Source organism: Burkholderiales bacterium, assembly GCA_035518095.1.
GTDB lineage: Bacteria > Pseudomonadota > Gammaproteobacteria > Burkholderiales > JAHFRG01 > JAHFRG01.
The window spans coordinates 1-23016 of record DATIXX010000044.1 but is presented as its reverse complement, the minus strand read 5'-3'; the positions used below and the strand labels follow the sequence as shown (position 1 = coordinate 23016).

The 23016-nt window shown below is 54.3% G+C and carries 20 protein-coding genes, 1 pseudogene and 4 riboswitches; of the genes and pseudogenes, 12 read left to right on the top strand and 9 right to left on the bottom strand.

Annotated elements, in window-relative coordinates:
- Both VLV32_08345 and VLV32_08340 read left to right on the top strand, forming a co-directional pair.
- On the top strand, positions 1-262 hold a 262-nt coding region (locus VLV32_08345), incomplete at its 5' end, for a hypothetical protein (GenBank protein HUL41897.1).
- A gap of 3 nt (positions 263-265) precedes the next feature.
- Complete coding sequence (locus VLV32_08340) at positions 266-637, top strand: HIT family protein (protein HUL41896.1); 372 nt, start codon at positions 266-268, stop codon at positions 635-637.
- 90 nt (positions 638-727) lie between these two features.
- Here the strand turns inward: VLV32_08340 and VLV32_08335 are convergent, their stop codons facing one another.
- Together VLV32_08335 and VLV32_08330 are read right to left on the bottom strand one after the other, a co-directional pair.
- Positions 728-1150 (bottom strand): NUDIX domain-containing protein, encoded by a 423-nt coding sequence (locus VLV32_08335; protein ID HUL41895.1) that lies wholly within the window; start codon positions 1148-1150, stop codon positions 728-730.
- Between the two features lie 24 nt (positions 1151-1174).
- Positions 1175-1267, bottom strand: a pseudogene (locus VLV32_08330) (zinc ribbon domain-containing protein).
- 61 nt (positions 1268-1328) lie between these two features.
- Between VLV32_08330 and eno the strand changes: the two are divergent.
- The gene (eno, locus tag VLV32_08325; protein ID HUL41894.1) at positions 1329-2597 is read left to right on the top strand and encodes a phosphopyruvate hydratase; all 1269 of its coding nucleotides are present in this window, start codon (positions 1329-1331) and stop codon (positions 2595-2597) included.
- Between the two features lie 45 nt (positions 2598-2642).
- Here eno and VLV32_08320 read toward each other — a convergent pair whose 3' ends face one another.
- Positions 2643-3260: a histidine phosphatase family protein gene (locus tag VLV32_08320; GenBank protein HUL41893.1), complete on the bottom strand. Its 618-nt coding sequence runs from the start codon at positions 3258-3260 to the stop codon at positions 2643-2645.
- Positions 3261-3764: 504 nt separating this feature from the next.
- Positions 3765-5429 carry a dynamin family protein gene (locus VLV32_08315; GenBank protein ID HUL41892.1) on the bottom strand — a complete coding sequence of 555 codons (1665 nt, stop codon included), beginning with the start codon at positions 5427-5429 and terminating at the stop codon, positions 3765-3767.
- Between the two features lie 153 nt (positions 5430-5582).
- A riboswitch (Fluoride riboswitch) is annotated at positions 5583-5651 on the bottom strand.
- Between the two features lie 185 nt (positions 5652-5836).
- Positions 5837-5899, top strand: a riboswitch (Fluoride riboswitch).
- A gap of 14 nt (positions 5900-5913) precedes the next feature.
- Here VLV32_08315 and VLV32_08310 point away from each other — a divergent pair.
- The 4 genes from VLV32_08310 to VLV32_08295 all read left to right on the top strand — a co-directional run bounded on the left by VLV32_08310 (position 5914) and on the right by VLV32_08295 (position 13529).
- A complete protein-coding gene (locus VLV32_08310) occupies positions 5914-7746 on the top strand; it encodes a dynamin family protein (protein HUL41891.1) in 1833 nt (610 codons plus the stop codon).
- Positions 7747-8228: 482 nt separating this feature from the next.
- Positions 8229-10304 (top strand): dynamin family protein, encoded by a 2076-nt coding sequence (locus VLV32_08305; protein HUL41890.1) that lies wholly within the window; start codon positions 8229-8231, stop codon positions 10302-10304.
- A gap of 64 nt (positions 10305-10368) precedes the next feature.
- Positions 10369-11961: a DNA mismatch repair protein MutS gene (locus VLV32_08300; protein ID HUL41889.1), complete on the top strand. Its 1593-nt coding sequence runs from the start codon at positions 10369-10371 to the stop codon at positions 11959-11961.
- On the top strand, positions 11958-13529 hold the full coding sequence (locus VLV32_08295; GenBank protein ID HUL41888.1) for a DNA mismatch repair protein MutS: 1572 nt from the start codon (positions 11958-11960) through the stop codon (positions 13527-13529). Before VLV32_08300 ends, VLV32_08295 begins: the two co-directional genes overlap by 4 nt.
- A gap of 142 nt (positions 13530-13671) precedes the next feature.
- Here the strand turns inward: VLV32_08295 and VLV32_08290 are convergent, their stop codons facing one another.
- Positions 13672-13926 carry a hypothetical protein gene (locus tag VLV32_08290; protein HUL41887.1) on the bottom strand — a complete coding sequence of 85 codons (255 nt, stop codon included), beginning with the start codon at positions 13924-13926 and terminating at the stop codon, positions 13672-13674.
- A gap of 81 nt (positions 13927-14007) precedes the next feature.
- Here VLV32_08290 and VLV32_08285 point away from each other — a divergent pair, with 81 nt between their 5' ends.
- A complete protein-coding gene (locus VLV32_08285) occupies positions 14008-14163 on the top strand; it encodes a hypothetical protein (protein ID HUL41886.1) in 156 nt (51 codons plus the stop codon).
- Between the two features lie 218 nt (positions 14164-14381).
- Here VLV32_08285 and VLV32_08280 read toward each other — a convergent pair whose 3' ends face one another.
- On the bottom strand, positions 14382-15719 hold the full coding sequence (locus VLV32_08280; GenBank protein HUL41885.1) for a DUF6062 family protein: 1338 nt from the start codon (positions 15717-15719) through the stop codon (positions 14382-14384).
- A gap of 330 nt (positions 15720-16049) precedes the next feature.
- A riboswitch (Fluoride riboswitch) is annotated at positions 16050-16113 on the bottom strand.
- A gap of 107 nt (positions 16114-16220) precedes the next feature.
- Positions 16221-16282: riboswitch (Fluoride riboswitch) on the top strand.
- Between the two features lie 637 nt (positions 16283-16919).
- Between VLV32_08280 and VLV32_08275 the strand changes: the two genes are divergently transcribed.
- From VLV32_08275 to VLV32_08260, 4 genes are all read left to right on the top strand, one after another.
- Positions 16920-17288, top strand: coding sequence for an HIT family protein (locus tag VLV32_08275; protein HUL41884.1), 369 nt, complete (start codon positions 16920-16922; stop codon positions 17286-17288).
- A gap of 147 nt (positions 17289-17435) precedes the next feature.
- Positions 17436-17741, top strand: coding sequence for a hypothetical protein (locus VLV32_08270; GenBank protein HUL41883.1), 306 nt, complete (start codon positions 17436-17438; stop codon positions 17739-17741).
- Positions 17742-17797: 56 nt separating this feature from the next.
- Positions 17798-19213, top strand: a complete 1416-nt coding sequence (locus tag VLV32_08265) for a hypothetical protein (GenBank protein HUL41882.1) — start codon at positions 17798-17800, stop codon at positions 19211-19213.
- 58 nt (positions 19214-19271) lie between these two features.
- Positions 19272-20471: an MFS transporter gene (locus tag VLV32_08260; GenBank protein ID HUL41881.1), complete on the top strand. Its 1200-nt coding sequence runs from the start codon at positions 19272-19274 to the stop codon at positions 20469-20471.
- 326 nt (positions 20472-20797) lie between these two features.
- On the opposite strand, the gene VLV32_08255 is transcribed toward VLV32_08260, so the two are convergent.
- From VLV32_08255 to VLV32_08245, 3 genes are all read right to left on the bottom strand, one after another.
- Entirely contained in the window at positions 20798-21391 is a 594-nt protein-coding gene (locus tag VLV32_08255; GenBank protein ID HUL41880.1) for a cytochrome b/b6 domain-containing protein, read from the bottom strand.
- Positions 21392-21481: 90 nt separating this feature from the next.
- Positions 21482-22312, bottom strand: coding sequence for a phosphoserine phosphatase SerB (gene serB / locus VLV32_08250; protein HUL41879.1), 831 nt, complete (start codon positions 22310-22312; stop codon positions 21482-21484).
- Between the two features lie 199 nt (positions 22313-22511).
- Positions 22512-22790, bottom strand: coding sequence for a DUF1161 domain-containing protein (locus tag VLV32_08245; protein ID HUL41878.1), 279 nt, complete (start codon positions 22788-22790; stop codon positions 22512-22514).
- Between the last annotated feature and the right edge of the window lie 226 nt (positions 22791-23016).

Here is a 23016-nt window from a genome sequence, read left to right as displayed (position 1 = left end):
GCGCGTGATCTTCGATGCGATTTTCCGTCCCACGACTGTGGAGGACACGAGCGAGACGGTGGCGGAGCATTTCCGCATGGCCATCCGCCGCGAACGCCTGACCGTGCATATCGTGGATCGTTTTGTGGTGCAGCCGGCGAAGAAAAAGGCCATGGGATGGTCCCGCGATCTGGCGGCGATGCATCACGGGCGCATCAATGCCTACGCCGCGTACGTGCTGCTTACCCTGGCGGCAGTCTTGATTATCTTGGGTGTATTCTAAAAGATGGAGCTTACCGATTGCCCATTTTTCGCGCGCACCGGCATCGTGCCGCAAAACGACCTCGCGTCCGCTCGCTACGACAAACACCCGGTTACTCCCGGGCATTTGCTGCTCGTTCCATTCCGTCGCGTCGCAAGCTTCTTCGAAGCGACGCCTGAAGAGCGGTCGGCGCTGTCGTCATTGCTCGACGAGGCGAAGCACCTGCTTGACCGCCTGCCTCGGCCCGATGGATATAATATTGGCGTGAACGACGGGGAATGCGCGGGTCAAACTATTTGGCACTTGCATGTTCATTTGATTCCACGCTACAGAGGAGATGTGCCTAATCCGCGCGGCGGAGTGCGCGGTGTAATTCCAGCCAAACAATCGTATTAATCACGCCCTCGTGATATTGACTTACCGCGAAATTATTGCGTCAAAACCATGCTGCCACTCAATCACATCCCCATGCCGAGGTCACTCTTCTCAGGGCAAAAACGACACGACGTCGGAAAAATGAAAGCCGAAAGAACCGTTCTTGCGGTCTGCAAAATAATATTTCAAGGTTTCCCGGGTTGTCGTGAATGCAAGCTTTTCCCATGGGATCTCGTATTCGCCGAACAGCCGAACTTCGGCGGTTTCCGGTCCGGCCTTGAAATCGAGAGCAATCAATCGCGCCAGGAATCTGACGTGCAGCTGGTGGAAGGCAGGAACGTTGAATACGGCGAAAAGACGTCCCAGCTCAACCTTGGAGCCCGCTTCTTCGAGAATCTCGCGTCTGGCCCCTTTCTCCGCGGTTTCTTCTGCTTCGATGAATCCGGCCGGCAATGTCCACATATCGAAAGCGGGTTCGACCGCGCGCCGGCACAGCAGAATTTTATCCGACCATTCGGCGATGCATCCGGCCACCAATCTGGGGCTCTGATAATAAATCCTATGGCAACTATCGCATGCGTAACGAGACAGTTCATAGCCCTTCGATGGGCGAAAAACCACCTTTGCTCCGCAATGGCTACAGAAATTCATTATTTCTCCACCACAGTTACTCCATAAAAAGATAGTACAGCAGTCTCATGAAAGGAACAATATGAAGACCCGCATTCGTTCAGTATACGCAATGGAAGTTCTGGATTCCCGCGGCAATCCAACAGTACGCGTGACCATGAGTTTGGAGAATGGCGTCACCGCTCAAACCTCGATACCTTCAGGTGCGTCGACAGGCGAAAACGAAGCAGTTGAGCTAAGGGATGGCGACTCGGGAAGATACGGCGGGAAAGGAGTGCTGATGGCCGTAGGCAACGTAAACGACGTCATCGCCCCAGCGTTAATCGGCAAAGACCCGCGCTGTCAGGCGGAAATCGATGGTCTTATCATCGAATTGGACGGCACGCCGAACAAATCGAGACTGGGCGCCAACGCAATACTGGGTGTATCACAAGCGGTGGCGCGCGCCTCTGCTCAGTCGGAACGACTACCGCTCTACGCATACCTCGGCGGAGGCGGGGCCATACATCTGCCGGTTCCCATGGTCAATGTCCTGAATGGTGGCAAACACGCCGACAGCAGTCTCGACTTCCAGGAATTTATGATTGTGCCAATCGGTGCGCCGACGTTTTCGGAAGCATTACGTTATGCGGTGGAAACTTTCCAGGCCCTCAAAGTCATCCTCAAGAAACTGGGTTATGCCACGAGCGTTGGCGATGAAGGCGGGTTTGCGCCGCAACTCAAGAACAACGAGGAAGCTTGCAAGCTCATAGTCGAGGCAATTGGAAATGCAGGTTACAAACCCGGGTCCGACATTGCTATTGCCCTTGACCCGGCGGCAAGTTCCTTTTATGAAGACGGCAGGTACAAACTCGTCCGTAGTGGCTTAGGCAACATGAGCAGCGATGAAATGACAGCGCTATACCAGGACTGGATAGGCAAATATCCGATCATTTCCATCGAGGACGGCCTGGCGGAGAACGATTGGGACGGGTTCCAGGCGCATACCGCGCGCCTGGGCGACAAGATTCAAATCGTGGGGGACGATAATCTGGTCACAAATACCCGCTTCATCGCGCGCGCCATCAAGGAAAAAACCTGTAACGCCGCACTTATCAAGTTGAACCAAGTCGGCACGATCACTGAAACAGTGGCAGCGATCCGGCTTTGCCGCGGTGCCGGATGGAACTTCGTGATATCGCACCGCTCTGGGGAAACGGAAGACAGTTTCATAGCGGATTTCGCGGTAGCGATGGGCGGGGGACAGATCAAGACCGGCTCGGTCTGCCGCGGAGAACGAATCGCCAAATACAATCGGCTGCTCGAGATCGAACGAGAATTGGGCAAGACAGCCGTCTTCGGAAACAGGTAAATCGCTGAATATGCCCCCAAGTTCGACTGTAGAGCTTGTTAATGGCTACACAGAGTTCAGGTGATAGCTCTCGTTGATCGTCTTGATAGCAAACCTGCCATCGGAGAAATTAAGCTCGCTGATTGCGCACATATCCTGCGCTAGGCATCGATAGTGGGACAGAGAGAGACCCAAGGCATGCAGCAGGATGACCCGGTTGACGCTGTTGTGTCCAACGAGCACGATCGTCTCATTAACATGTCGACGCAGGACGTCGCGCACAGCGCTCGACGCACGCGTCATGACCTCCTCCAGCGATTCTCCGCGCGGGAACCGGGCGAGGTGCGGGCTGCGCGACCAAATGAAAAATTCATTTGGCCAACGTGTTTTTGCCTCATCCACCGTAATTCCTTGCCACTCGCCGTAATCGATGTCGTTGAGGCCGTCAATCGGCTGTACTTCCACTCGGAATGGCGCCGCTATGATTTGTCCGGTGATCACGCAGCGTTTCATCGGGCTGCTATAGACAGCCGATGGGGTCCAGCTTGAACCGATGCGCGCACCGGTTTTGCGGGCTTGCTCAAGGCCTGCTTTACTCAACGCCAAATCGGCGCGGCCGCGGAAGCGCGGCGGGTGCGAGTCCCATTCGGTCCGCCCGTGGCGAGTAAGAATGATTTTCGTCACGGCAGGCCCCGTATTGGATCAATTTGCCGCGCGGAGAGGAAACGGACTTTGACTATTCTACATGCTGAGCGCGATAGCGAAGGGTTGCGTGCAAATGCGACACAGTCGAGAGAAAGCCCACGCCCAGCGCGCGGGCCGCCACCCAGAATTCTACACGGAATTGATGCAGGCACCGGCATGGCGCTTGTTCGCGCAGCGACGCACGCGGGACGCGCCAGATGGAGGGCCGAAATAGGTATCGCGGACATTAGTGAAGCCCCAGCCATCTTTCCATCAAGACTACGACCGGTTTTTTCTCACCAACGAAATGCACGAACGTCTGGCGGCATTTTCTGCATTTTGCCCAAGCTATGCCGGCCATTCCCTCCGGCATCTCATAGGTATCTGTGCGGTTGACCCGGCACAGGCGCCCACATCTTTTGCAAGTCATGGAACGCGGAAATGCGAGGTCCATAAATATGATCGAAAGAATGCTACGAAACTAACCGGTACTTCCAGATGAAGTTATCCCGACATATTTATATTGCGAAGCCCGGCCAATACGGTAATAGCCGTTTGACCGGCGTTCCTTTCCTCGTCGCTGGTCAGGATCTGCCTTATCGCATCCTGCTTCGTCGCATAGCGCCGCATGTCCTCGGATAGCCGGTCTAGAATAATTGCCTCGCGGATCATCAGTTGTTGTATCGTACTTGCGTCGTCGATCGATGCGATCAAGAGCCCAAGATGTGGAAGGCAAATGGCAGAAAGCGAATTCAGGGCATTCTCATGGTCTTTGTCGAATTGGTCGACGATCAATGAAATCGCTTCCGTTTCCACTTTGGCACGCACGCGGCATAGAACACAAGTTTGTTCAGTGGGCAGAAGACCCCATATGTTCGAGGCGAGAGAGTTAACTGGAGCCATGGACGTCGCGGTACCGCGAAACCAGACCGACCATCGGTCGAGAAGCGCGGGATAACCCGTACAGATGGCTTGTGTACCGGCCAGCGATGCATATTGCCACGTGTGAAGGCCGCATAGGCCGCCGCATTCGGCATGGCGTTGTTGCTCCTCGTGGCTCGTGCTTATACTGTATTGATAGCGGCAAAGGAAATTGAATGTGGCATCGAGGATATGTTTGCACACCTCGCAGGGGCGAAGCTGCGGCAGGGAGCCAGACGCATTAGAACCTGTCACCGGGACATCGCCGCGCAGACTGGATGTCGAGTGCCCCGAAGAGATCTGCTTCGATAATGAGCTCAACTGCTCTGTCAACCGGGCTGCATCTGCGCCTGGAGATAACTCGTGCGCTCGATCGGCCACGCGGTCGCACAGGCGCAGCAAAAATTCCGTGCTTTTCTCCGCCAGCAAGAAGCGAATCAGTTCAGTCTCGAGCTTTGGAATGCCGCTTGCGGCCAAACGATGGGCATCTTGGGAGCGCTTCGCCTCAAGGCCGTCGCGTGCGGATACCGAGAAGATTTGAAGTGCATTCTTACCCGGCAATTCGCTCAACTGCTCGTTCAAATAACGCAAAACATCTTTGCGTTCCTCCGATGAGACGAGGTCCTGCTTGTTAAGCACGACGAAGACATGGCGTCCGGAGGACGACGCCGCACGAAGAACGCGAAGTTCTTCCTCGGATAGCGGGGATTCATAGCTTGTAACAAGTACAAATGCATCGGCTTCAGGCAAGAAGTTTTCCGTAGTTCGCGTGTTTTCCGTAATAGGAGACCCGAGGCCGGGCGTGTCGACGAAAAAGAAGCCGCGCCGAAGAATCTCGGCAGGCAATTTCACCTCGGCCGTCCTTACTTTCCGGACGTTTCCTGGGTTGTGTTGTTGCGTAATGTATTCCGGCAAGGCGTCCAACGGCACCTCGCAGGGAAGACGTCCACCTTCATAGATGATAACCGCCTGTTCCTTGCTGCCATATGCGACTGTGGTGATGACCGACGTCAAGGGCACAATTCCGGTGGGCAAACGATCCGTGCCGAGTATGGCATTCATCAGAGAAGTCTTTCCTCGACTAAAACGGCCGACTACGACGAGGTTGAAGCGGTCTTCCGCAAGCCGGACAAAAAGTTCCCGAAGTCGATCCTGTCTTTTTTCCGGCAGGTTTTTGCATCGGGCTGCCAGCGAACGCAGTATTTGCGCAAGTTCAAATTTCGCTCGTTCATATTCCCTAAGATTCATCCGGCATCACCATTGTGTTGCGTGTATTCGAAAATGGGCATCGGGCGTCCACGTAGTTACCGAGGCCGAAATTACCGTGAATAGGCAAACCGAGGTGCGCCGCTGGGGCTTGTGTTGCAGATGGCCTGCGCCCGTACCTCACCGCGAATCTCGGTGTGTATAGGCATCATCAGCCGGTTGGGCGGTTATTCTTGCAGGAGGATTGCCATCTCCGTAGGGTTCTAGGTTATCAAAATCGAGAAAAGTTCACAATCAATACTCCTTCGCGTGAAATTGCAAAGCAAAAGTTTGTCGTCCGCGCGGCAAGCGAATAAAGACCGAACTAGGGTCCTAAGGACAGGAACGCGACTTCGGCAGCGGCAGACTAAAGCGGCTTGCGGCATGCGTTGCACAGGTTAGTGCTATAATACTTAAAGGGCGATGGAGCTCGCCTGAACCGCCAGAATTAGGCTGATGGCTCCTACCTGATAGGTAGGGGCTTTTTTTGTGCCTATCCCGAGCGCAAAACCGAATTAAACTGATCGTGAACCTCGCGCCCAATACTATTGAGCTTGCTCCAGAAGCCGCTTCTTCTCCCCTAAACGAGCTGGAAGCGTGCATCGAGGGGCTTATGAACTTGCAGGATGTGCCCGTCGAAACTTGCCTGGAATTGAAAGGCAAACTCGCCTCTCAAACCTTCAACCTTGTCGCGGCGGGACAATTCAAACGGGGAAAAAGCAGCATCATCAATGCCCTCATCGGCACGCGTCTGCTACCGGTCGGCGTTGTTCCTCTAACTTCTGTCGTCACCATCCTGTGTTATGGCGCGACATTATCGATCCGGGCCACGTTACACAACGGCGCATACCGGGATATTACGTCGGAAAACCTCGCGGATTATGTTACGGAAAAAGGCAACCCGAACAACACCAAGGGCATCCGTGAGGTGTTGGTCTGCTACCCATCTGAATGGCTTAAGCCGGGAATCCGGATCATAGATACCCCCGGCATTGGCTCGGTCTACCAGCACAATACCGATTTGGCGTACCGGTTTCTGCCAAAAGCCGACGCCGTGCTCATGCTGCTATCTGTCGATCAGCCGGTGAGTCAGGCCGAATATGACTTCTTAAAGCAGGTCAGCGAATATGCCGGAAAGATTTTTTTTCTACTCAACAAGGCAGACTTGCTGGCCCCGGGCGATTTAAATGAGTCGATCGCATTCGTGAAAAAAGTGCTTACGGACGCCATGGGCGGCGCCGTGAATCTGTTTCCGGTCTCGGCCCGCTTGGCGTTGGAGGGACAATGCGAAGGTAATGAGAAAATGATCCGGGACAGCCTTTTTCCAACTTTCTCCCGGGCGCTTGGCGCGTTTCTCATGGATGAAAAAGGCAAATTGATAATGGAGTCGATCATACGCAATCTTTTGCGCATGATTTCCCAACTCCGCTTGACGCACGAACTGGAATTGAAATCCCTCGTATCCCCCTTGCACGAACTTAGAAAAAAGATCGATCTTCTTGAGAACAAGAAGCTGGAAATACTGAATGCTAAGGACGAGTGCGACATCCTTTTCAGCAGTGAGGTTAAGAAGCTGCTGAAGCATACCGTTGAGGAAGACTTGAACGCGTTCAAGGCCGGTCTTTCCGAGCAGGTCGCGTCCAGCATTGAACAGCATTTCGCACGAAATCGAGAGCTTCCTCTCCGCCAGCTCTATGAAACGCTGGAGCAACATGCAACCACGTGCATCAAAAACGCTTATGACCAATGGCGCGCCGGCGAGGATGAGAAAGTCGCAGTGGCATTCGATGGGCTCTGCGCCAGATTTACTAGAAAAATCAATGATATGGTTGACGAGCTGTTCCGTTACGCGTCGGAACTTTTCGCGATTGCGTACGATTCAACCCCAGCCGATTCGATACCGGGCGTCGAAAAGGATTTTTATTACAAGTTCTGGAGTGAACCGACAAGTCTTCAAATTCTAGCCTCATCACTGGTCTTCGCTTTACCCAAAGCAATCGCAGACCGACTGATTTTGCACAAAGCGCAGGAATACGCTCGCGACAGCATAGACATGCAGTCCGGCCGGATACGATACGACTTTGCCGAGCGGCTTGACAAGAGCGCCCTTAACTTCAAAAACAAAATTCTGAACAGACTCGAGGCGACAATCGAGGGTATCGAGGTGGCCGTGAGTAAAGGGGCAAATATGGCGCAGACCGGTGAGGCTAAATCGACGGAAAGACGTATGACCCTGCTCGCGGACGCGCAAACGTTAGACAACACCGTGGACCGACTGTTGGCAACATTGGGAAACATCTCCCCACCGGGTCAAGCGTAATTAAATGTAGCTTGAGTAAATTACTTTCGAAATGACAGTACGGACAAAACCAATGGAAACCGGGCACGCAATCCTCTGTATGCGCTGTTTATCAGGCCCGCTGGCGGACGCGACGATAAACGCCCTACGCGGAAAAGACGTATTCGCAATCAGCTGGCCTAATTACCACGAAAAACGCGTTCAAGCCCTGCGTCAGCTTCTGCCGGCATGCGCGCGGTCAATAATTGCTCTGGCTTTGCGTTGTGATACGGCGGCAACCGCCGCGCCCGTCACGTGTGCGCACGTCAACCCACAGAACGCGTGCAAGGAATGGAGATCGCCAGAACTCGCACGCGCTCTCGGATGGACCGCCGCGGATACGCGATTGCGTAACCCGTATCAACGACATCCGACGCGGGCGCTACGAAACGCTGCGATGACGGCGTTCGCTAAGAAAGATTTGCTGCAGCTCGTTGCCATGACGAACAAGACAAAATGCGAAAATGGCCGCGCTCAATAAAAATCAACAGTCACGCGTGCTCACGACGTTGACCTACGTTGACGAGCTGCTGTCCGACATCGCGCGTATTCTGGACGCCGTGCAAAATCAATCGCCCCTTTCAAAATACATTGCGAACGCCACCCCGGTCCAGCAAAAAGTGATCACCGATTACACGGCGCGGGCGCGCACTCTCATGCGTTCACTGCTGGAAGAGCAGCGAGTCGCGCTTCCGCAACCGACTGTTGACGCAGTCTGGGCGGCGCGGGTGGCGCTACGCGCAGCGGAAATTGCGATCGAAGAACTCGAGCCGCAATACATGCACGGCTACGGCGAGCTTTCCGAGGAAGGCCGCAAGGCGCTGAATCGCATGGTATCGCAACTGATAGAGCTGCTCGACCAGATGGAATCCTACCTTTCCCAAGGCGGTGCCGGCGAGCTACGTGCCCGTCTGCAGCGGCTTGAGGCCGCGACGGACGAGGCCCGGCTGCTCGCAGAACTGGAGCGGATCATCACTGCGCACGGTCTGGTGGAATTTCGCGCGACTCTGGAAATGCTAGTGGAACGAATGGAATCCCACACGCTGGAAGTCGCGGTTTTCGGGCGGGTCAACTCCGGCAAATCCTCGCTGCTTAACCATATACTGAAGACCGATGTTCTGCCGATCGGGATCACTCCGGTAACCGCCATCCCTTTGCGCATCGTCTTCGGTCCCAAACGCTGGGGCAGAGCCTGGTTCGTGGATGCCGCACCGGAGAGCTTCGATCTGGGCCGCCTGTCCGAGTTCGCAGCGGAGCAATACAACCCATCCAATATGCGGCACGTGACCCGCATCAACGTAGAGCTTCCCGTTTCGATGCTCAAGGAAGGCGTTACCTTCAGTGATACCCCGGGCCTGGGATCGTTTGCGGCCGCGGGCGCAAATGAATCTCTCGCCTTTCTGCCGCGCTGCGATCTTGCCATCGTGCTGGTGGACGCAGCTTCGTTGCTGACTCCGGAAGACGTCCGGTTGACCAACGCGCTTTACCGTTCCGGCGCCAGTGTGATGGTGCTGCTCAGCAAAGCCGATCTACTCTCCGCCGAAGATCGGTGGAAAGCGCAGAGCTACGTGCAGTGCGAACTGGAGACCAGATTGGGGTTGGAAATCCCTGTTCATCTCGTTAGCGTGAAAAATGGTGACATCGCGCTATGCGACCAATGGATGAATGAGGTGCTATTCCCAGGTCTGCGCGATCACGGCAAGCTCGCCAGACTCTCCATACGCCAGAAACTCTGGATGTTGCGAGACGCGATAATAGCCGCGCTTGATAGACGGTTATCAACAGCCTTGCAGACGGCCTCCGACGATTGGCCGCAGCGTCGGCAAGAGGCAAACCGGGTCTTGTCCGAAGCGTATGCGCAGCTCGACGTAGCCCGCGGGCACAGACCGGATAATTTCAAAGAACTGGGCGACACAGTAGGGGAAATTCTCGTCGAGGCCGCGCATAACGCGGGTGTACTGTGTAAGCAAACTGACGAGCCCTCGAGCGACATTACAGCACTCGTACTGGCTTCATTGCACAGCAGGGCAAACTTGGAGGCGACTACCGTTGCAAGGGACCTGATGCAGCTGCGGGCATCGCTATGCAATGCCTTGGCATCGGCCAGCAAAGCTGCCGGCGTGGCGCCAATATTAGACGAGGATCTACCCAGACCTATCGCGATGCCCGCGATGAACGGTGCTGCGTTCATTCCCCGAATCATCGTGCGCAGACCGCTGCTGGGATTTCCCAGTGCGCGCATTTTCGCCTACAGTATCCGCAGACAATTACGCAAGCGCGCCACGGCGGCGCAGCTCTCTTCCGCACTGATCGAATTCGGTAAAAAACTCGACGGCTGGCGTTGGGAAATGCTCGATAGCATGCGGCACCATTTTGTCGCAAAAAGCGACCTGATTAGGGCGCAGTTGCCGGGCGCCGAAATACCTGGTCCGGATCTGTCCGCAAGTCGCGCGGCGACGATTCAGATCGATTTGAGCAGCTTAAAGAAATTTGAACCGTCGGAAATGAGCGAAACGACGATAAACGACATGGTCTTCTGACGATGAGTTTTCGAAGTACAGCCGATTCCGGGTTTTCTGTTGATACGAATTAAGGGCGATCGAAATGACGACCGGCACATCCGACCAAGCTTCCGCAGCCGATCACCAAGTCTCGTATCCTGGGAGCTTCAATAGCATCCTGTTCGAAGGACCGGACTACGGCAAAATAAGGGAAACGCTCGAAGCGCCGGACTTCTTTCGTGATTTGAATCTCGATCAGATCGTGGATGCCATCACGGCCGGCCGGGAGGAATATCATCTCAAACCGCTCTTTCACACCCGCCTGACCGATCTCGCTGCGATCGAGTATCGCCACGAAATCATGCGCGACCTTGAAAACGAGGTTGTGTTCCGGAGCATCAAGGAATTTTCAGAACAGATGCGTGTAATGCGTGAGCATTTGTCTGGCGCGGAAAAGCTCTACTACAAATATAACAAAGAACGATGGTTCCTGAACGCGGTGCATATTTATTGTGATGCTGTTGAACATCTCGCATATGACCTGTACCTGGCTGATCTAAAATCGCGCGGTCTGCTAACCTTCCGAAGGCATCTGGCCCAGTACGCCGGATGCGGCCGCTTCAAAACGCTTTTAACGGAAGCGAAACAATTGACGTCACGGCTGTCCGCCATCAGATACTGTCTGCTTATCAAGGACAGCAGCATTACGGTGCGTAATTACGTTTCCGAAACCGATTACAGCGCGGTCGTGGAAGAAACCTTCGCGAAATTCAAGCAAGGCGCGGTGAGGGACTACAGGGTGAAGTATCCAGAATCCTCTGGCATGAGCCACGTCGAAGCCCAAGTGCTGGATCTGGTGGCGCAGTTGAATCCAGATGTATTTCTCGCACTCGATGGTTACAGTACGAGGAACAAAAGTTATCTGGAGAAAACAATCGTCGATTTCGACCGGGAAATACAGTTTTACATTGCCTGTCTGGAATACGCAGAAACATTCAAACGCGCCGGACTCAAGTTCTGCTATCCGCAAGTTTCAGACAAGTGCAAGAACGTCAGCAGCCGCGAGGGCTACGATCTGGCGCTGGCGCGCAACCTGGTCCGCGAAAATCTGCCGGTCGTCAGCAACGATTTCTTCTTAACCGGCCGAGAGCGGATCTTTGTCGTCACCGGTCCGAACCAGGGCGGAAAGACGACATTCGCCCGCACATTCGGCCAGTTGCATTATCTGGCGAGCCTGGGTTGTCCCGTCCCGGGCTCAGAAGCCCGCCTCTTTCTCTTTGACCACTTATTTACGCACTTTGAGCGGGAGGAGAGCGCCACGACCCTTCGCGGGAAGCTGCAGGATGACCTGATCAGAATTCATCGCGTTTTTGACCATGCTACATCGGACAGCATCATCATCATGAATGAAATTTTCTCGTCCATGGCCCTGCAGGACGCCGTGCACTTGAGCAGGAGGATCGTAGAACGTGTAGCGCAGCTTGACGCCCTGTGCATTTGCGTGACCTTTCTGGATGAGCTCTCTTCTTTGAATGAGCAGACCGTTAGCGTCGTCGCCGCGATCGCGCCCGAAGATCCGACGCTGCGAACGTACAAGATTGAAAGAAGACCGGCAGACGGACTTTCCTATGCCTTGGCGATTGCCGAAAAGTACCGCCTTACCTACGAGCGCCTGAAGGAGCGGCTGAAATCGTGAAAGCACACCTTATGTATCGCGACCGTGACTTTGATCTGCAGCAGATGCCACCGTTGAACGAACAGGCGCTGACTCAGGATCTGGAATTGAGCACCTTGTTCAGCGCCATGGCCGCGGATGACAAATTCCTGTTGCAGGTGGCGAAGCAAGCCGTACTGTCGGGTCTGTCGGATGAGTTGGGAACTATTTGTTTCCGCCAGAATGTCCTCAGGGATTGCCTGAAGAATGAATCCGTGGTCAGAGGCATCTACAATATCGCCGTCGAGTCGATTGAAAGCACGAAGAAGCATTATTTGGGTTTCGTCAGCCGCTATCCAGGCGGTATTCTGCATGGCTCGGTCGGTCAATTGCAGACGTTCATGGGCATGCTCAAAAAGCTGAAGCTCAGCGCTGATGAATATTCCGATAATTTTGAGTCAGAAGGCTTTGCGGCTTTTTTCGCCATGCTCAAGGCGGAATTGACGGACGAATATTTTGCCATTATTGAAGATCATCTCAATGAAATGAAGTTTCGCGGAGGCGTCTTGGTAAGCGTTGAACTGGGAAACGGCAACGAAGGTACCAACTACGTTTTACGCAAATCCCGGGGTGAGAATCCGGGCTGGATCCGGCGGATCTTCGCTCGAAGACCGCCCGCGTACACCTTTCGCATCGCCGATCGCGACCAGGCCGGCGCCCAGGTCCTGTCGGAGCTGCGGGGGCGCGGTATTAATCTGGTGGCGAATGCGCTCGCCCAGTCCGCGGATCACATTCTGAGTTTCTTCGTGATGCTGCGCGCGGAACTGGCGTTTTATATTGGTTGCGTGAATTTGCACGGCCAGCTTACCCAAAATCGTGCGCCAACGTGCTTTCCTGTGCCCTTAGTTTCGGGCGCGCGCGCGCTTTCCTTCCATGGACTATACGATGTCTGTCTGAGCTTGATTCAGCAAGGCAGGGTGATCGGCAATGATCTGAACGCAGATAATAAATTGCTCGTGATGATCACCGGCGCCAACCAAGGCGGGAAGTCGACGTTCTTGCGAAGCGTAGGCTTGGCCCAACTGATGATGCAATGCGGCATGTTCGTTGCGGCCGAGTCTTTCAGTGCCGAATTGTGCCGGGGGCTTTTCACACACTTCAAGAGGGAAGAAGATGCCGCCATGAAGAGCGGAAAATTCGACGAAGAGCTCTGCCGGATGAGCGAGATCGCGGATAGAATGGCCCCCGGCTGCATCTTGCTGTGCAACGAATCGTTCGCGGCAACGAATGAAAGAGAAGGCTCAGAGGTCGCGCGGCAAATCATTGGCGCGCTGCTGGAAACAGGAATTAAGGTCTTCTTCGTTACTCATTTCTTTGACCTGGCGCGGGGGTTTTACCTACAAAAGATGGACACCGCCCTTTTTCTTCGGGCCGAAAGGCAGAGCGACGGGCGGCGAACTTTTAGACTAATCGAAGGCGAACCGTTGCCGACTAGTTATGGCGAAGACCTGTACCGGCAAATATTCGGTGCGATTCCCCATACCGCGCCGTCGGACTCCTCGGATATGATGCGGGAACGACTCTACGCTGGCGCGAATGAGCTGGAGTAATGGAATGTTTGTGGCGAAGTCGGTGACGCTGCCCGGCAACCGAATTCGACGCGGCGCAGATGCCCGCTCGTGTGCTCGTTCTGGCAAAAGGCCGAATTTGTCGCTGATACTGTCATGTAGTTATGCGCGTCGCAATTAGTTCTTAGTTTCTCGGAACCGTAAAATAATCAAAATCGAAATTCCCGGATTCAGAACGCTGTAACTGGAACATCTCATTCTGGATTACAATGGTACCCTTGCGCGCGATGGAGACCTGCGCACCGGAATCAGGTCTCGCCTGGAAAGTCTGGCAAAGCGGCTTCAAATTCACGTATTGACCGGGGACACCTTCAAAAAAAGCGCGGATCAGGTCAAAGGTATTGCCTGCCGCCTGATTATCCTTTCGCGCGAGCACCAAGATACCGCAAAGGTAAAATATGTTCGCAACCTGGGCGCGGATCAAACCGTTGCAATTGGCAACGGAAGAAATGATCGCAGAATGCTGACGACCGCGGCGTTGGGCATCGCAGTGCTGGGAGAGGAGGGAACAGCGGTGGACGCGATAGTTGGGGCTCACTTGGTGTGCAGGGATATCTTCGGTGCGTTGGACTTGCTGCAAAATCCGTTGAGGCTGGTCGCGTCCTTGAGGTCATGACCGCGGTACCTCGGTAATTCGACCTCAACCGCTCTCACGATTTAGATTAGGTCGCCGTTTTCGCCCTTTGTGGGTATACCCTGGTGCTGTCCCTCATTATCGCAGAGCTTTTTTGAAGTTCAGTTTTGATTGACTCAAAGCATCGTTCATAACTTGCTGGGCAAGCCAGCTCGCAGTGCCAAAAGCAACTTACACCGAGTGTCGTCGGACGAGCTGATTCAGATAAATCCGGAAAATCGGTATACGGCGCACTTCCAAGACAGATTTTTTCCAGAACTATCAATTTGAAAATAATCAGGTGACCGGCTGCCAAGTGCCGCGTCCAGATCCTTCCGTAACGACTCCAGTTTTTGCGTATGGATTTCCAGAAGCGCGGATCGGATCTTATTCTTCGGTGCGAAGACATACGCATACGCAAAGTGCTTGATGCATAATCCATGGCCGCGTTCAAGGGAATGCCTGAAACGCTGCTCTTGCATCAGCCGGAGAAGTTGGTCCGTTGCCTTGTCCTCTGCAAGATTCATGCGCTCGCACGCTTGGCAGCGGGGAATGCCACGCGCCGATTTGCGCGCAGGGGCCGAAGGCGCGGTTTGTTGCTCAGTGCTGGCATCGGAATTCGGGGCAAGTGCCTCTGCTCCGCGACGCAGGTGCCGCAGCATAACGTCAGCAACTTGGCGGGTCGCCGCAAGTGCAACTCTCCGGCTGCCCCGCCGAAGACAGGTCCACACGTGTTCGGGACAGGTGGGAAACACCATCCAAAGATCCTGGCCAAATTCAACAGCGGTTTCCAACGAGTTTATCCATTTCTCCACAGCGCGATGCACCTCCAGACATACAGGGCATATATTCGGGTTCTCCAGACTTTCCGTCGACATACTATTAGACTGTAAAGCTGCCGCCAAGTCGCTGCCTTCATCCCCTTTTGAAACCAACTCGTATTTCGGCAAACCCGCAACGGTTCCAGCTACTGACTCCACTGCTGCCGTGACGCCGGCATCGCTGCCGACTGTAGCAGCTTGTTCCAAGCCCCCTATCTCGTCCAAGGTGCGAAGTGCGAACGTTATTTCGTCAAAATGAATAGCCAGCACGCGGTCAATAACGGAAGGCTCGAGGGTAATCGCAAGCTTCCGCAGATGCGGTAAGCACACGATGGCGCGATTTTGCTTTCCATCCAGAACCGATGGCTCAGTCCACAGTTTTGCGATCTTTGTAAGATGGGTAGCTGTGGCGTGCTCGCGGAATTTGCAAGCCGGGCACGTTTTGGGCGCGGTGAGAAACATCGGCTGTAGCTTCTCCTCGGCAATGCGCTCGTTCTTCAACCACTCCGAAAGATGTTGGCTCGCGCGGGAAAACACCCGCGCAATGCCTTGCGCCTTGTCAGACTGTTCCGCCAAAAGGCTTCCGTGTCGGGAACAAAAGCCCAGCGCATCAATCACCGCTTCGGAAGATGATGCCACATGGTCTAGTTCGGAAAATAGATGTGAAAAACATTCTTCGTCAACTTGAACAATTGCCGCGCAGACCGGACACGCCCCGCTGTTCGGGTGCGTGCGCATATATCGGTCAATGTCGCTCCCACCCTGTGTATGGAACGATTGGCGAATCAACACGGGAAAAGCACTCCCCGAAACAGGCCGTTCCGCTGCATCTGACATAACATGAACAACGGCGACCTAAACGGTTTGCTTGGTCGCTCAAGCCTCAGGACCGGTAGCCAGGCGGAAAGGCTATTGACACCGCAATATGGGTTGATGAGTGATTCTGAACCTGCCGGCATAAGTTCCCCTCCGCACCGGGCTTGTATAAGACGGCCTCGGAATGCGAAGGAAAACCGGAGGGTATAAAAAGATCCTGCGCCAAACGCCTACGCTTCGCCTCGTCCCCGAGAACGTGTAGGCATTATTAGCCGCCAGCGACGGTTATCAGGAGAATGCCATCTCCCTCTTATTTGTTACTTTAGCCGGTGATGACTTCAAATTCAAGCTCTATAGGATTGCTATTCGAACCGTCAGGGCCGCGAGGAACTGATTTGCCAAACTGCCGGTGACGGTTATAATTGATTTAAAGGCGATGGAGCCCGCCACAAACGCCTGAATAGGCTGATGGCCCCTACCCGGGAGGGAGGGGCTTTTTTATTGCACGCCTCTCGCTTAGGTCAAGGCATTCAGGACCGGCAATGTCCTTGATGGAATATTGACAGAATTCCAAGATCCGCGAGCTTGGTGAGAGGCAGCAAATGGCAGGCTTCAACGAAAACCACAAGTCCTATTTACGTGCGACGTTCCTTTATGTCGACGAGCTGCTATCGGAAACACGGCGCGTTCTGGAAAGTGGAAAACCGCTTTCGCCTTTTCAAGGCACATACCCGATGCGACCCCGAAGCAGCAAAAATTAATCGCCGATTATGTCGCCCAAGCGCGCGCCGAAATGCTCGCCATGCTCAATGCCTACCAAATAAATGTGCCTCCGGCAGAAGTAAGCGCAGTATGGGCGGCTCAATGCGCGCTCCGAGCTGCAAAAATTGCAATCGAGGAGCTGCAACCACGCAACATGCGTGGCTTCGGTGAACTGTCTGATTCCGCGAAGCGGGATTTGAACGATTTGGTCTCACAATTACTGGATTTGCTCGCGGAAATGGAATCCCGCCTTACCCCAGGCACAGGTGCCTGCAATCAACATGCAAATTCTCATTTTGCTGATCGTGACCGGGCTCAGCACCCAGATAATCGGGCTACGCTAACAGGGAGGCGCACCAGATGAGAGACGATTGCCCGTTTTGCGCGAGGAGCGATATTTTCCTGGAGAACGAGCTTGCCTACGCCCGCTATGATAAGTATCCGGTGAACCCCGGACATCTATTGGTCGTCCCGTTCCGCCACTTTGCAAATTATTTCGACTCCACCGCGGCGGAGAAGCGGGCGCTTTTGTCACTGTTAGACAGAGCTAAAAAAACGCTGGATAAAGATAGATCACCGGGAGGTTACAACATCGGCGTCAATGTTGGAGAGGTTGCAGGGCAGACCGTCATGCACGTACACATTCATCTCATTCCCCGCTACCACGGGGATGTGGCCAATCCGCGGGGAGGCGTGCGCGGAGTGATCCCGGCCAAGCAGTCGTATTGATTATTTGGGCGAACGAACTAAGCCGTATTGGATGCAATCTGCGAGTTCAAGAATGTGGTGATGCAGCAATACTTCTGTCCGAAATGTTTTCGCATGATGTCTATAGAACAGGAAATTTGCTCCGCGTGCAAAGCGCCCGTCGCCGCAATGAGTGCTCGCGAATACACCGAAAAGCTCATCGGCGCACTCGAACACCCGCTGGCCGACGTACGCATGCGCGTAATCATTGCGATGGGGATGCGTGGTGATGCTGAATTTGCTCGGCGACTGGCGGATTGCGCCTTGCGACATCCCATCGACGTCATTGAAGGACTTGAGGTTGTGACCCGTTTGCGCAAAATGCAACAAGGCGAGTCGCGACAAAAGGCTTTGCAGACATTAGTAAAGGGGCATCCTGCCGCAGTGGTCAGGAACGCCGCAAGGTCCGCGCTTGCGTTCCAGCCCCGGCAATAACCATCGACCTTCCAGGGACCCGAGATAAGGCCCAGGCGATTCGGTTCCGAACGCGGATGAAAAGCAAAACCTCCCGTCATGACTTGCAAGCGGCGCACTTGCGCCACCTGCTTGCCCGGGACGGTTGCCCTATTTGTTTTGAAATTGCCAGCAGTACCATCGATTATTTTTTCTGGTTCCTGCAGGAAAGTTATGGCGATCCGGGGATCCTAAAGGAAATTGCAGCCGCGCGCGGCTTTTGCTTGAAACATGGCAGGCTTTTGGAAAAGTCTCAAGCCAATTCGTACCAACTCAGTTACGTTTTTTCGCGGGTGACGAGCGAGCTTCGCAGCACGCTGGCGAAATACGGGGCTATCAGTTCTAAGCGGCTGCAGTCGGAACTCGCGTTCTCCGCGACATGTCCGGCCTGCAGGACGCTGCAAGGCGTCGCTGACCGAGGCGCATTCTTTCTACAGAGATTTCTGGAAAATCAGGACAACATCGCATGTTATGGGCAACCGGGACGGCTTTGCTTCCCTCATTTGCAGTCGATCTCCGGCGAACTTGCGGCGCCCGTCCTACGGCATTTATTAAGCAATCACGAGCGTGCAATCGTCGCCGCCCTTGGTTCGCTGGATGAGAACCGTGCTGAAGAAATCGAAGCTAGGCAAAATCAGATCACGGAAATCTCTCGCGATGTTCGGGCGCCATGCCATCTTGCGATAGGGCATTTTCTGGATCCCCTGATAATGGCGGGCCCAGACGCTGGAATCTCCAACGGGGATACTGCGCGCGACCCGGTCGGGGAATTCACAAAGAACCTAAGGCGTACCGATATTTGTGCAATCTGCCTCGAAGAACACCGCGCCTGGCAGGAGTGGTTTGCCTGGCTTGAGTCCGCAGTTCAAACTGACGCCGATATCGGGGGCGTATTACCCACATGTCCCGAGCACGTGTGGACTATCATCTATTTTGGCAGTCCGATCCTTGCTATCCGTACGATTCGCAATGTTCTCAATGCTTCTCGACGCCAAATATCGAACGGAATGCTAAGACTGATTGGAGCTGCTCCGGCGAAGAGCAGGTCTCTACTGGCGCGGCTGCGTCGCAGAATCTATGAGCCGTTCGAACGATTACGTGACAGCCGTGAGATCGTTGTTCGGCCTATGCCGTGTCCGGCGTGCACGCGCTCGGAGGTTGCAGCGGACCGCGTATTGGATCTTCTTTTCCGCCTGCTGGAGGAGCGCCGCTACCGGCTCGGGTTTGAAAACGGCTATGGGCTTTGTATGAGGCATTTCTCGCGCGCGCTTGCCCAAGCCAATGCAATCTCGGTTGCGCGCGTAATTGCCAGCGTCGAAGGCGCAAAACTGGCGCGCCTTGGTTGGGAACTTGAAGAAACATTGCGCAAGGAAAGCTGGAGCGCGCGCCCCGAAACCAAAGGCACGGAACAAACAGCTTGGCGCCGGGCGATAGACAGGTATTGCGGATTCTGATGCGATGTTCTCGCCTGCACGCGGATAGGGAAACACTAGGCCAAATGCTGGAACATTGATGCACGATATCTCTACGCCAGCGCAAAAACAGAAAACGGGAAGCAGTGCCCTCAAGTTTGTCGTGCTGATAGGCGTGGTCAGCCTGTTTGCCGATATGACTTACGAAGGGGCACGCAGTATTACGGGACCGTATCTGGCCGTTCTTGGCGCAACTGGCACAGCGGTTGGGATTATTGCAGGATTCGGCGAATTTGCCGGTTATGCACTGCGCTTGGCGTCCGGATTTCTTGCCGATAAGACGAAGCGATACTGGACGTTGACCATCGTGGGTTATGCGGTAAACTTGCTCGCCGTGCCATTGCTTGCTGTTGCGGGACGCTGGGAAACGGCCGGACTGCTGATGGTCATGGAGCGCGTGGGCAAAGGGGTTCGAACGCCGGCCCGTGATGCCATGCTTTCTCATGCCGCCAGCGGCATAGGCGCGGGCTGGGCGTTTGGATTGCATGAAGCGCTCGATCAAATCGGCGCCACAGTCGGCCCGTTGATTGTCGCGGCGGTGCTAATTTTCAAAGGAAGTTACCCGTTCAGCTTCGCAGTTTTGCTGGTTCCGGCGGTCCTGGCGCTGAGCACCTTGGCCGCTGCGTGCCTGCTCTATCCGCGGCCGCGCGACCTCGAGCCCCTCAGTTCCAGTTTAGCAACCAAAGGTTTCAGCGGCCTATTCTGGATTTATCTCGCGGCGGCAGCCTGCGTCGCCGCAGGCTATGCGGATTTTTCACTCGTTGCTTACCATTTTGAAAAAGCGGGCAGCGTACCCGATAAGTGGATCCCGATATTTTATGCGCTCGCGATGGGCTTCGATGGGCTTGCGGCGGTAGTGTGCGGGTTTTGGTTTGACAGGAAGGGCATTGCCGTCTTGATTATTGGAGCCCTTGTTTCTGCTTTCTTTGCCCCGCTTGTTTTCTACGGAAATTTCTATCTGGCATTGGCGGGGGTTGTGCTTTGGGGCATCGGCATGGGAGCGCAGGAATCCATTTTGCGTGCCGTGATTGCCGGCATGGTGGAAGCGCGCAGGCGCGGCACTGCCTACGGCGTTTTTAATGCGGGTTTCGGGCTATCCTGGTTCCTGGGTAGCATGGTAATGGGAATGCTTTACGATTTTTCCCTGCTTTCGCTGGTTGTGTTCTCGATTGGAGCACAACTTGCCGCCATTCCGCTGTTGCTGGTGATCAAGGGAAAGGTCACACAGCCTCGGGGGTAATTTACCTGCGGTGGTGAACATGATGGCAGTAGCGGCAAAAATAATTTTCGGCACACGGACCAAAAATCTTCGAGCCGTTTAACTTCTCCTCGGACACACGAAACTCAAAAGCACCGTGCTGTATCTTGGCATCGAGGTCGATGACGCAGTGGAGATTGCTAAGCAGACCAATGTGTAGCGGTTTGGCCAGGAAGGAGGCCGCCTTGACGGCCGGTCGCAAAACGGCCGTGCGCTGCCGTTCAGAGCTATCAGCCTGTCTCAGCGGCAACCTCCATCCTGTTGCGTCCGCACTTGCGGGTGTTGGCTGGTCAAATTTTAACGATTGATCACCATGTGAAGGTAGATAGGATCGAACGATGTCCCAGCCCAACGTGTACCATCGCTGCGCCAGCGTGGATCCCCAGATAGCCCCACATGACGGGACCCCAGAACTCATGGAATTCCTTGATCGCATGAGTGACCGCGCTCATATCGCCGTGCTCGGCAATCCCGAAGAAAAGCACTATTCCGCTTGCAGCGAGGATGCTTCCCACAATGAAGCCGAGACCTTCAATCGCGCCCGAAAAGCTGTCCTCTTGCTCAGGGTCTCCCACCTTAAGTTTGAGGAGTTCGCGAATATCGCTCAACACTGTATGCATGCGCGCATTGGAAAACCACGGAAAGAAGTGCCCGATGCCTTTGTACGCATGGCCGGACACCAAGACAATCCAATGCAGGAAAAGCACGGCGAAAACGGCCATACCGACCATTTTGTGTGCCTCGTAACCGAACGATTGCAGAGGTGTGAGCACGCGTCCAAGCTTCGGCGCTTTCATCACGAGACTTAACAAAAGCTCGAGCGAAATCCCAAAGGCAATGAGGGTATGCAGTATCCTTGTGAAGCGGCCGTACTTCATACGCAGTCCTTCGGAATCTTCCATTCACACTGGAGTTTACTGTTCAGGTTGCTCCGAATTATTAATACAGATCAAACGGAGCCAACACAATCGAGGAAGTTCGCTAGCGCGCAGTTAGGCGAATAAATTAATTATTCCGTCCAGGCCGACATGGTTGATGGCGTAAGTCGTTTGCCTGCGGACGATGGGCTGGGCGTGATAGGCGATGCTGATTCCGGCCTGCGCCATCATTTTTAAATCGTTGGCGCCGTCGCCCATGGCGATGACCTGGTCCTTTTTAAATCCGAGCCGCTTGCGCATTTCTTCGACTTTAGCCGCCTTGGCGTCGGCGTCGACGATTTTCCCGGTCAGCTTGCCGCTCAATTTGCCATTAACAATTTCCAGTTCGTTTGAATAAATAAAATCGAGGTGCAAGCGCTTTTTCAGTTGTTCGGCAAAATAAGTAAAACCGCTGGTAATTAAAAATGTTTTGACGCCGGCCGCTTTCAACGCGGCCAGCATCCGCTCCGCGCCGGGCGAAAGCTGCAGCCGCTGGTCATAAACTTTCTGCAATGCGGATTCCGCGAGACCGGCGAGAAGGGCCACGCGACGGCGCACGCTTTCGGCAAACTCGATTTCGCCGCGTACCGAGCTCGCGGTGATTTGCGAGACCTCGTCTTTGATGCCTTGAATATCGGCAAGCTCGTCAATACATTCGATGCTAATCAACGTGGAATCCATATCCATTGCCAGCAATCCGAAATCGGCAAGCTTGCGGTTTGCAGGTACAAAGGCGAAATCGAGCTTCGCATTCTGGCAGTATTCCGCGACACCATCGCGCGCGCGCGCTTCGCACAGGCGGAATGCCTCGCCGGTGATTCGTTCGATGCGCGAAGCGCCGGCAAGTTTTGCCAATTGCCTGAGATCACGGTTCGCGGTCTCGCTGCCTTGAATGATAAGGTTCATGGTGCGCGCGGCACAGCATAGGCGTGATTAAAACGGGAAGCTGTTACCATTTGCAATTCGGTTGCCACCGTTTTTAAACGCCTCGCCGGCGTCGATTAAAGCGCGCTGCTGACAATGAGTTCCAACTATTGTAATAAGAGCCCGTTGTACACCCGTATCGACAAATATTGGAAGCTCCGCTATGTGTACTGGAAATGCCTTAGTTTCTCTTGTAGGTAATTTTTTTCGTTCCGCCGTCACAGCTGCCAACCACTTTCTGGTCCCCCACATCTTCGTTCGGAACGATTTCCAAAGTGTAGGCGGTAACGCCTTTCGCCTGGAGCTTCGCATCAATTTCTGCCTTCAGCTCTTCGCAAGGCTTCCGCTTCAATACCGGCGGACTTTCTTTAGTTTCGTCTTGGGCCGGCGCAACGTAACTCAAGGAGAAGCCAATCAATGACGAAGCGAGAAGCAATGCAAACTTGCGTTGGTGCGACATAAAGTTCCCCTTTTTAACTAGAAATAGAAGACTCACTAATAGACAAAAATGAGGTTTGTACCCGTGTTTTCTTACCCCGGCCGCGTTGAGCGACATGTCGCCATGCTGGATTGCCGCTTGCGAACAAGAAAGGCGGCGACCGCAGCATATGATAACTCTGTTTTCCAAGTCGTGGCGCAAACCCCTCCTATGATTATCAGCTTAATTCATTGAATGCTTCCTTTAT

What these genes read in the sequence shown, in the direction of transcription:
- VLV32_08340 (HUL41896.1), top strand. Translation starts at nt 266, where the DNA reads ATGGAGCTTACCGATTGCCCATTTTTCGCGCGCACCGGCATCGTGCCG.
- eno (HUL41894.1), top strand. Translation starts at nt 1,329, where the DNA reads ATGAAGACCCGCATTCGTTCAGTATACGCAATGGAAGTTCTGGATTCC.
- VLV32_08315 (HUL41892.1), bottom strand. Translation starts at nt 5,429, where the DNA reads ATGAATCTTAGGGAATATGAACGAGCGAAATTTGAACTTGCGCAAATA.
- VLV32_08305 (HUL41890.1), top strand. Translation starts at nt 8,229, where the DNA reads ATGGCCGCGCTCAATAAAAATCAACAGTCACGCGTGCTCACGACGTTG.
- VLV32_08300 (HUL41889.1), top strand. Translation starts at nt 10,369, where the DNA reads ATGACGACCGGCACATCCGACCAAGCTTCCGCAGCCGATCACCAAGTC.
- VLV32_08285 (HUL41886.1), top strand. Translation starts at nt 14,008, where the DNA reads ATGCTGACGACCGCGGCGTTGGGCATCGCAGTGCTGGGAGAGGAGGGA.
- VLV32_08280 (HUL41885.1), bottom strand. Translation starts at nt 15,719, where the DNA reads ATGCGCACGCACCCGAACAGCGGGGCGTGTCCGGTCTGCGCGGCAATT.
- VLV32_08275 (HUL41884.1), top strand. Translation starts at nt 16,920, where the DNA reads ATGAGAGACGATTGCCCGTTTTGCGCGAGGAGCGATATTTTCCTGGAG.
- VLV32_08270 (HUL41883.1), top strand. Translation starts at nt 17,436, where the DNA reads ATGAGTGCTCGCGAATACACCGAAAAGCTCATCGGCGCACTCGAACAC.
- VLV32_08265 (HUL41882.1), top strand. Translation starts at nt 17,798, where the DNA reads ATGAAAAGCAAAACCTCCCGTCATGACTTGCAAGCGGCGCACTTGCGC.
- VLV32_08260 (HUL41881.1), top strand. Translation starts at nt 19,272, where the DNA reads ATGCACGATATCTCTACGCCAGCGCAAAAACAGAAAACGGGAAGCAGT.
- VLV32_08255 (HUL41880.1), bottom strand. Translation starts at nt 21,391, where the DNA reads ATGGAAGATTCCGAAGGACTGCGTATGAAGTACGGCCGCTTCACAAGG.
- serB (HUL41879.1), bottom strand. Translation starts at nt 22,312, where the DNA reads ATGAACCTTATCATTCAAGGCAGCGAGACCGCGAACCGTGATCTCAGG.
- VLV32_08245 (HUL41878.1), bottom strand. Translation starts at nt 22,790, where the DNA reads ATGTCGCACCAACGCAAGTTTGCATTGCTTCTCGCTTCGTCATTGATT.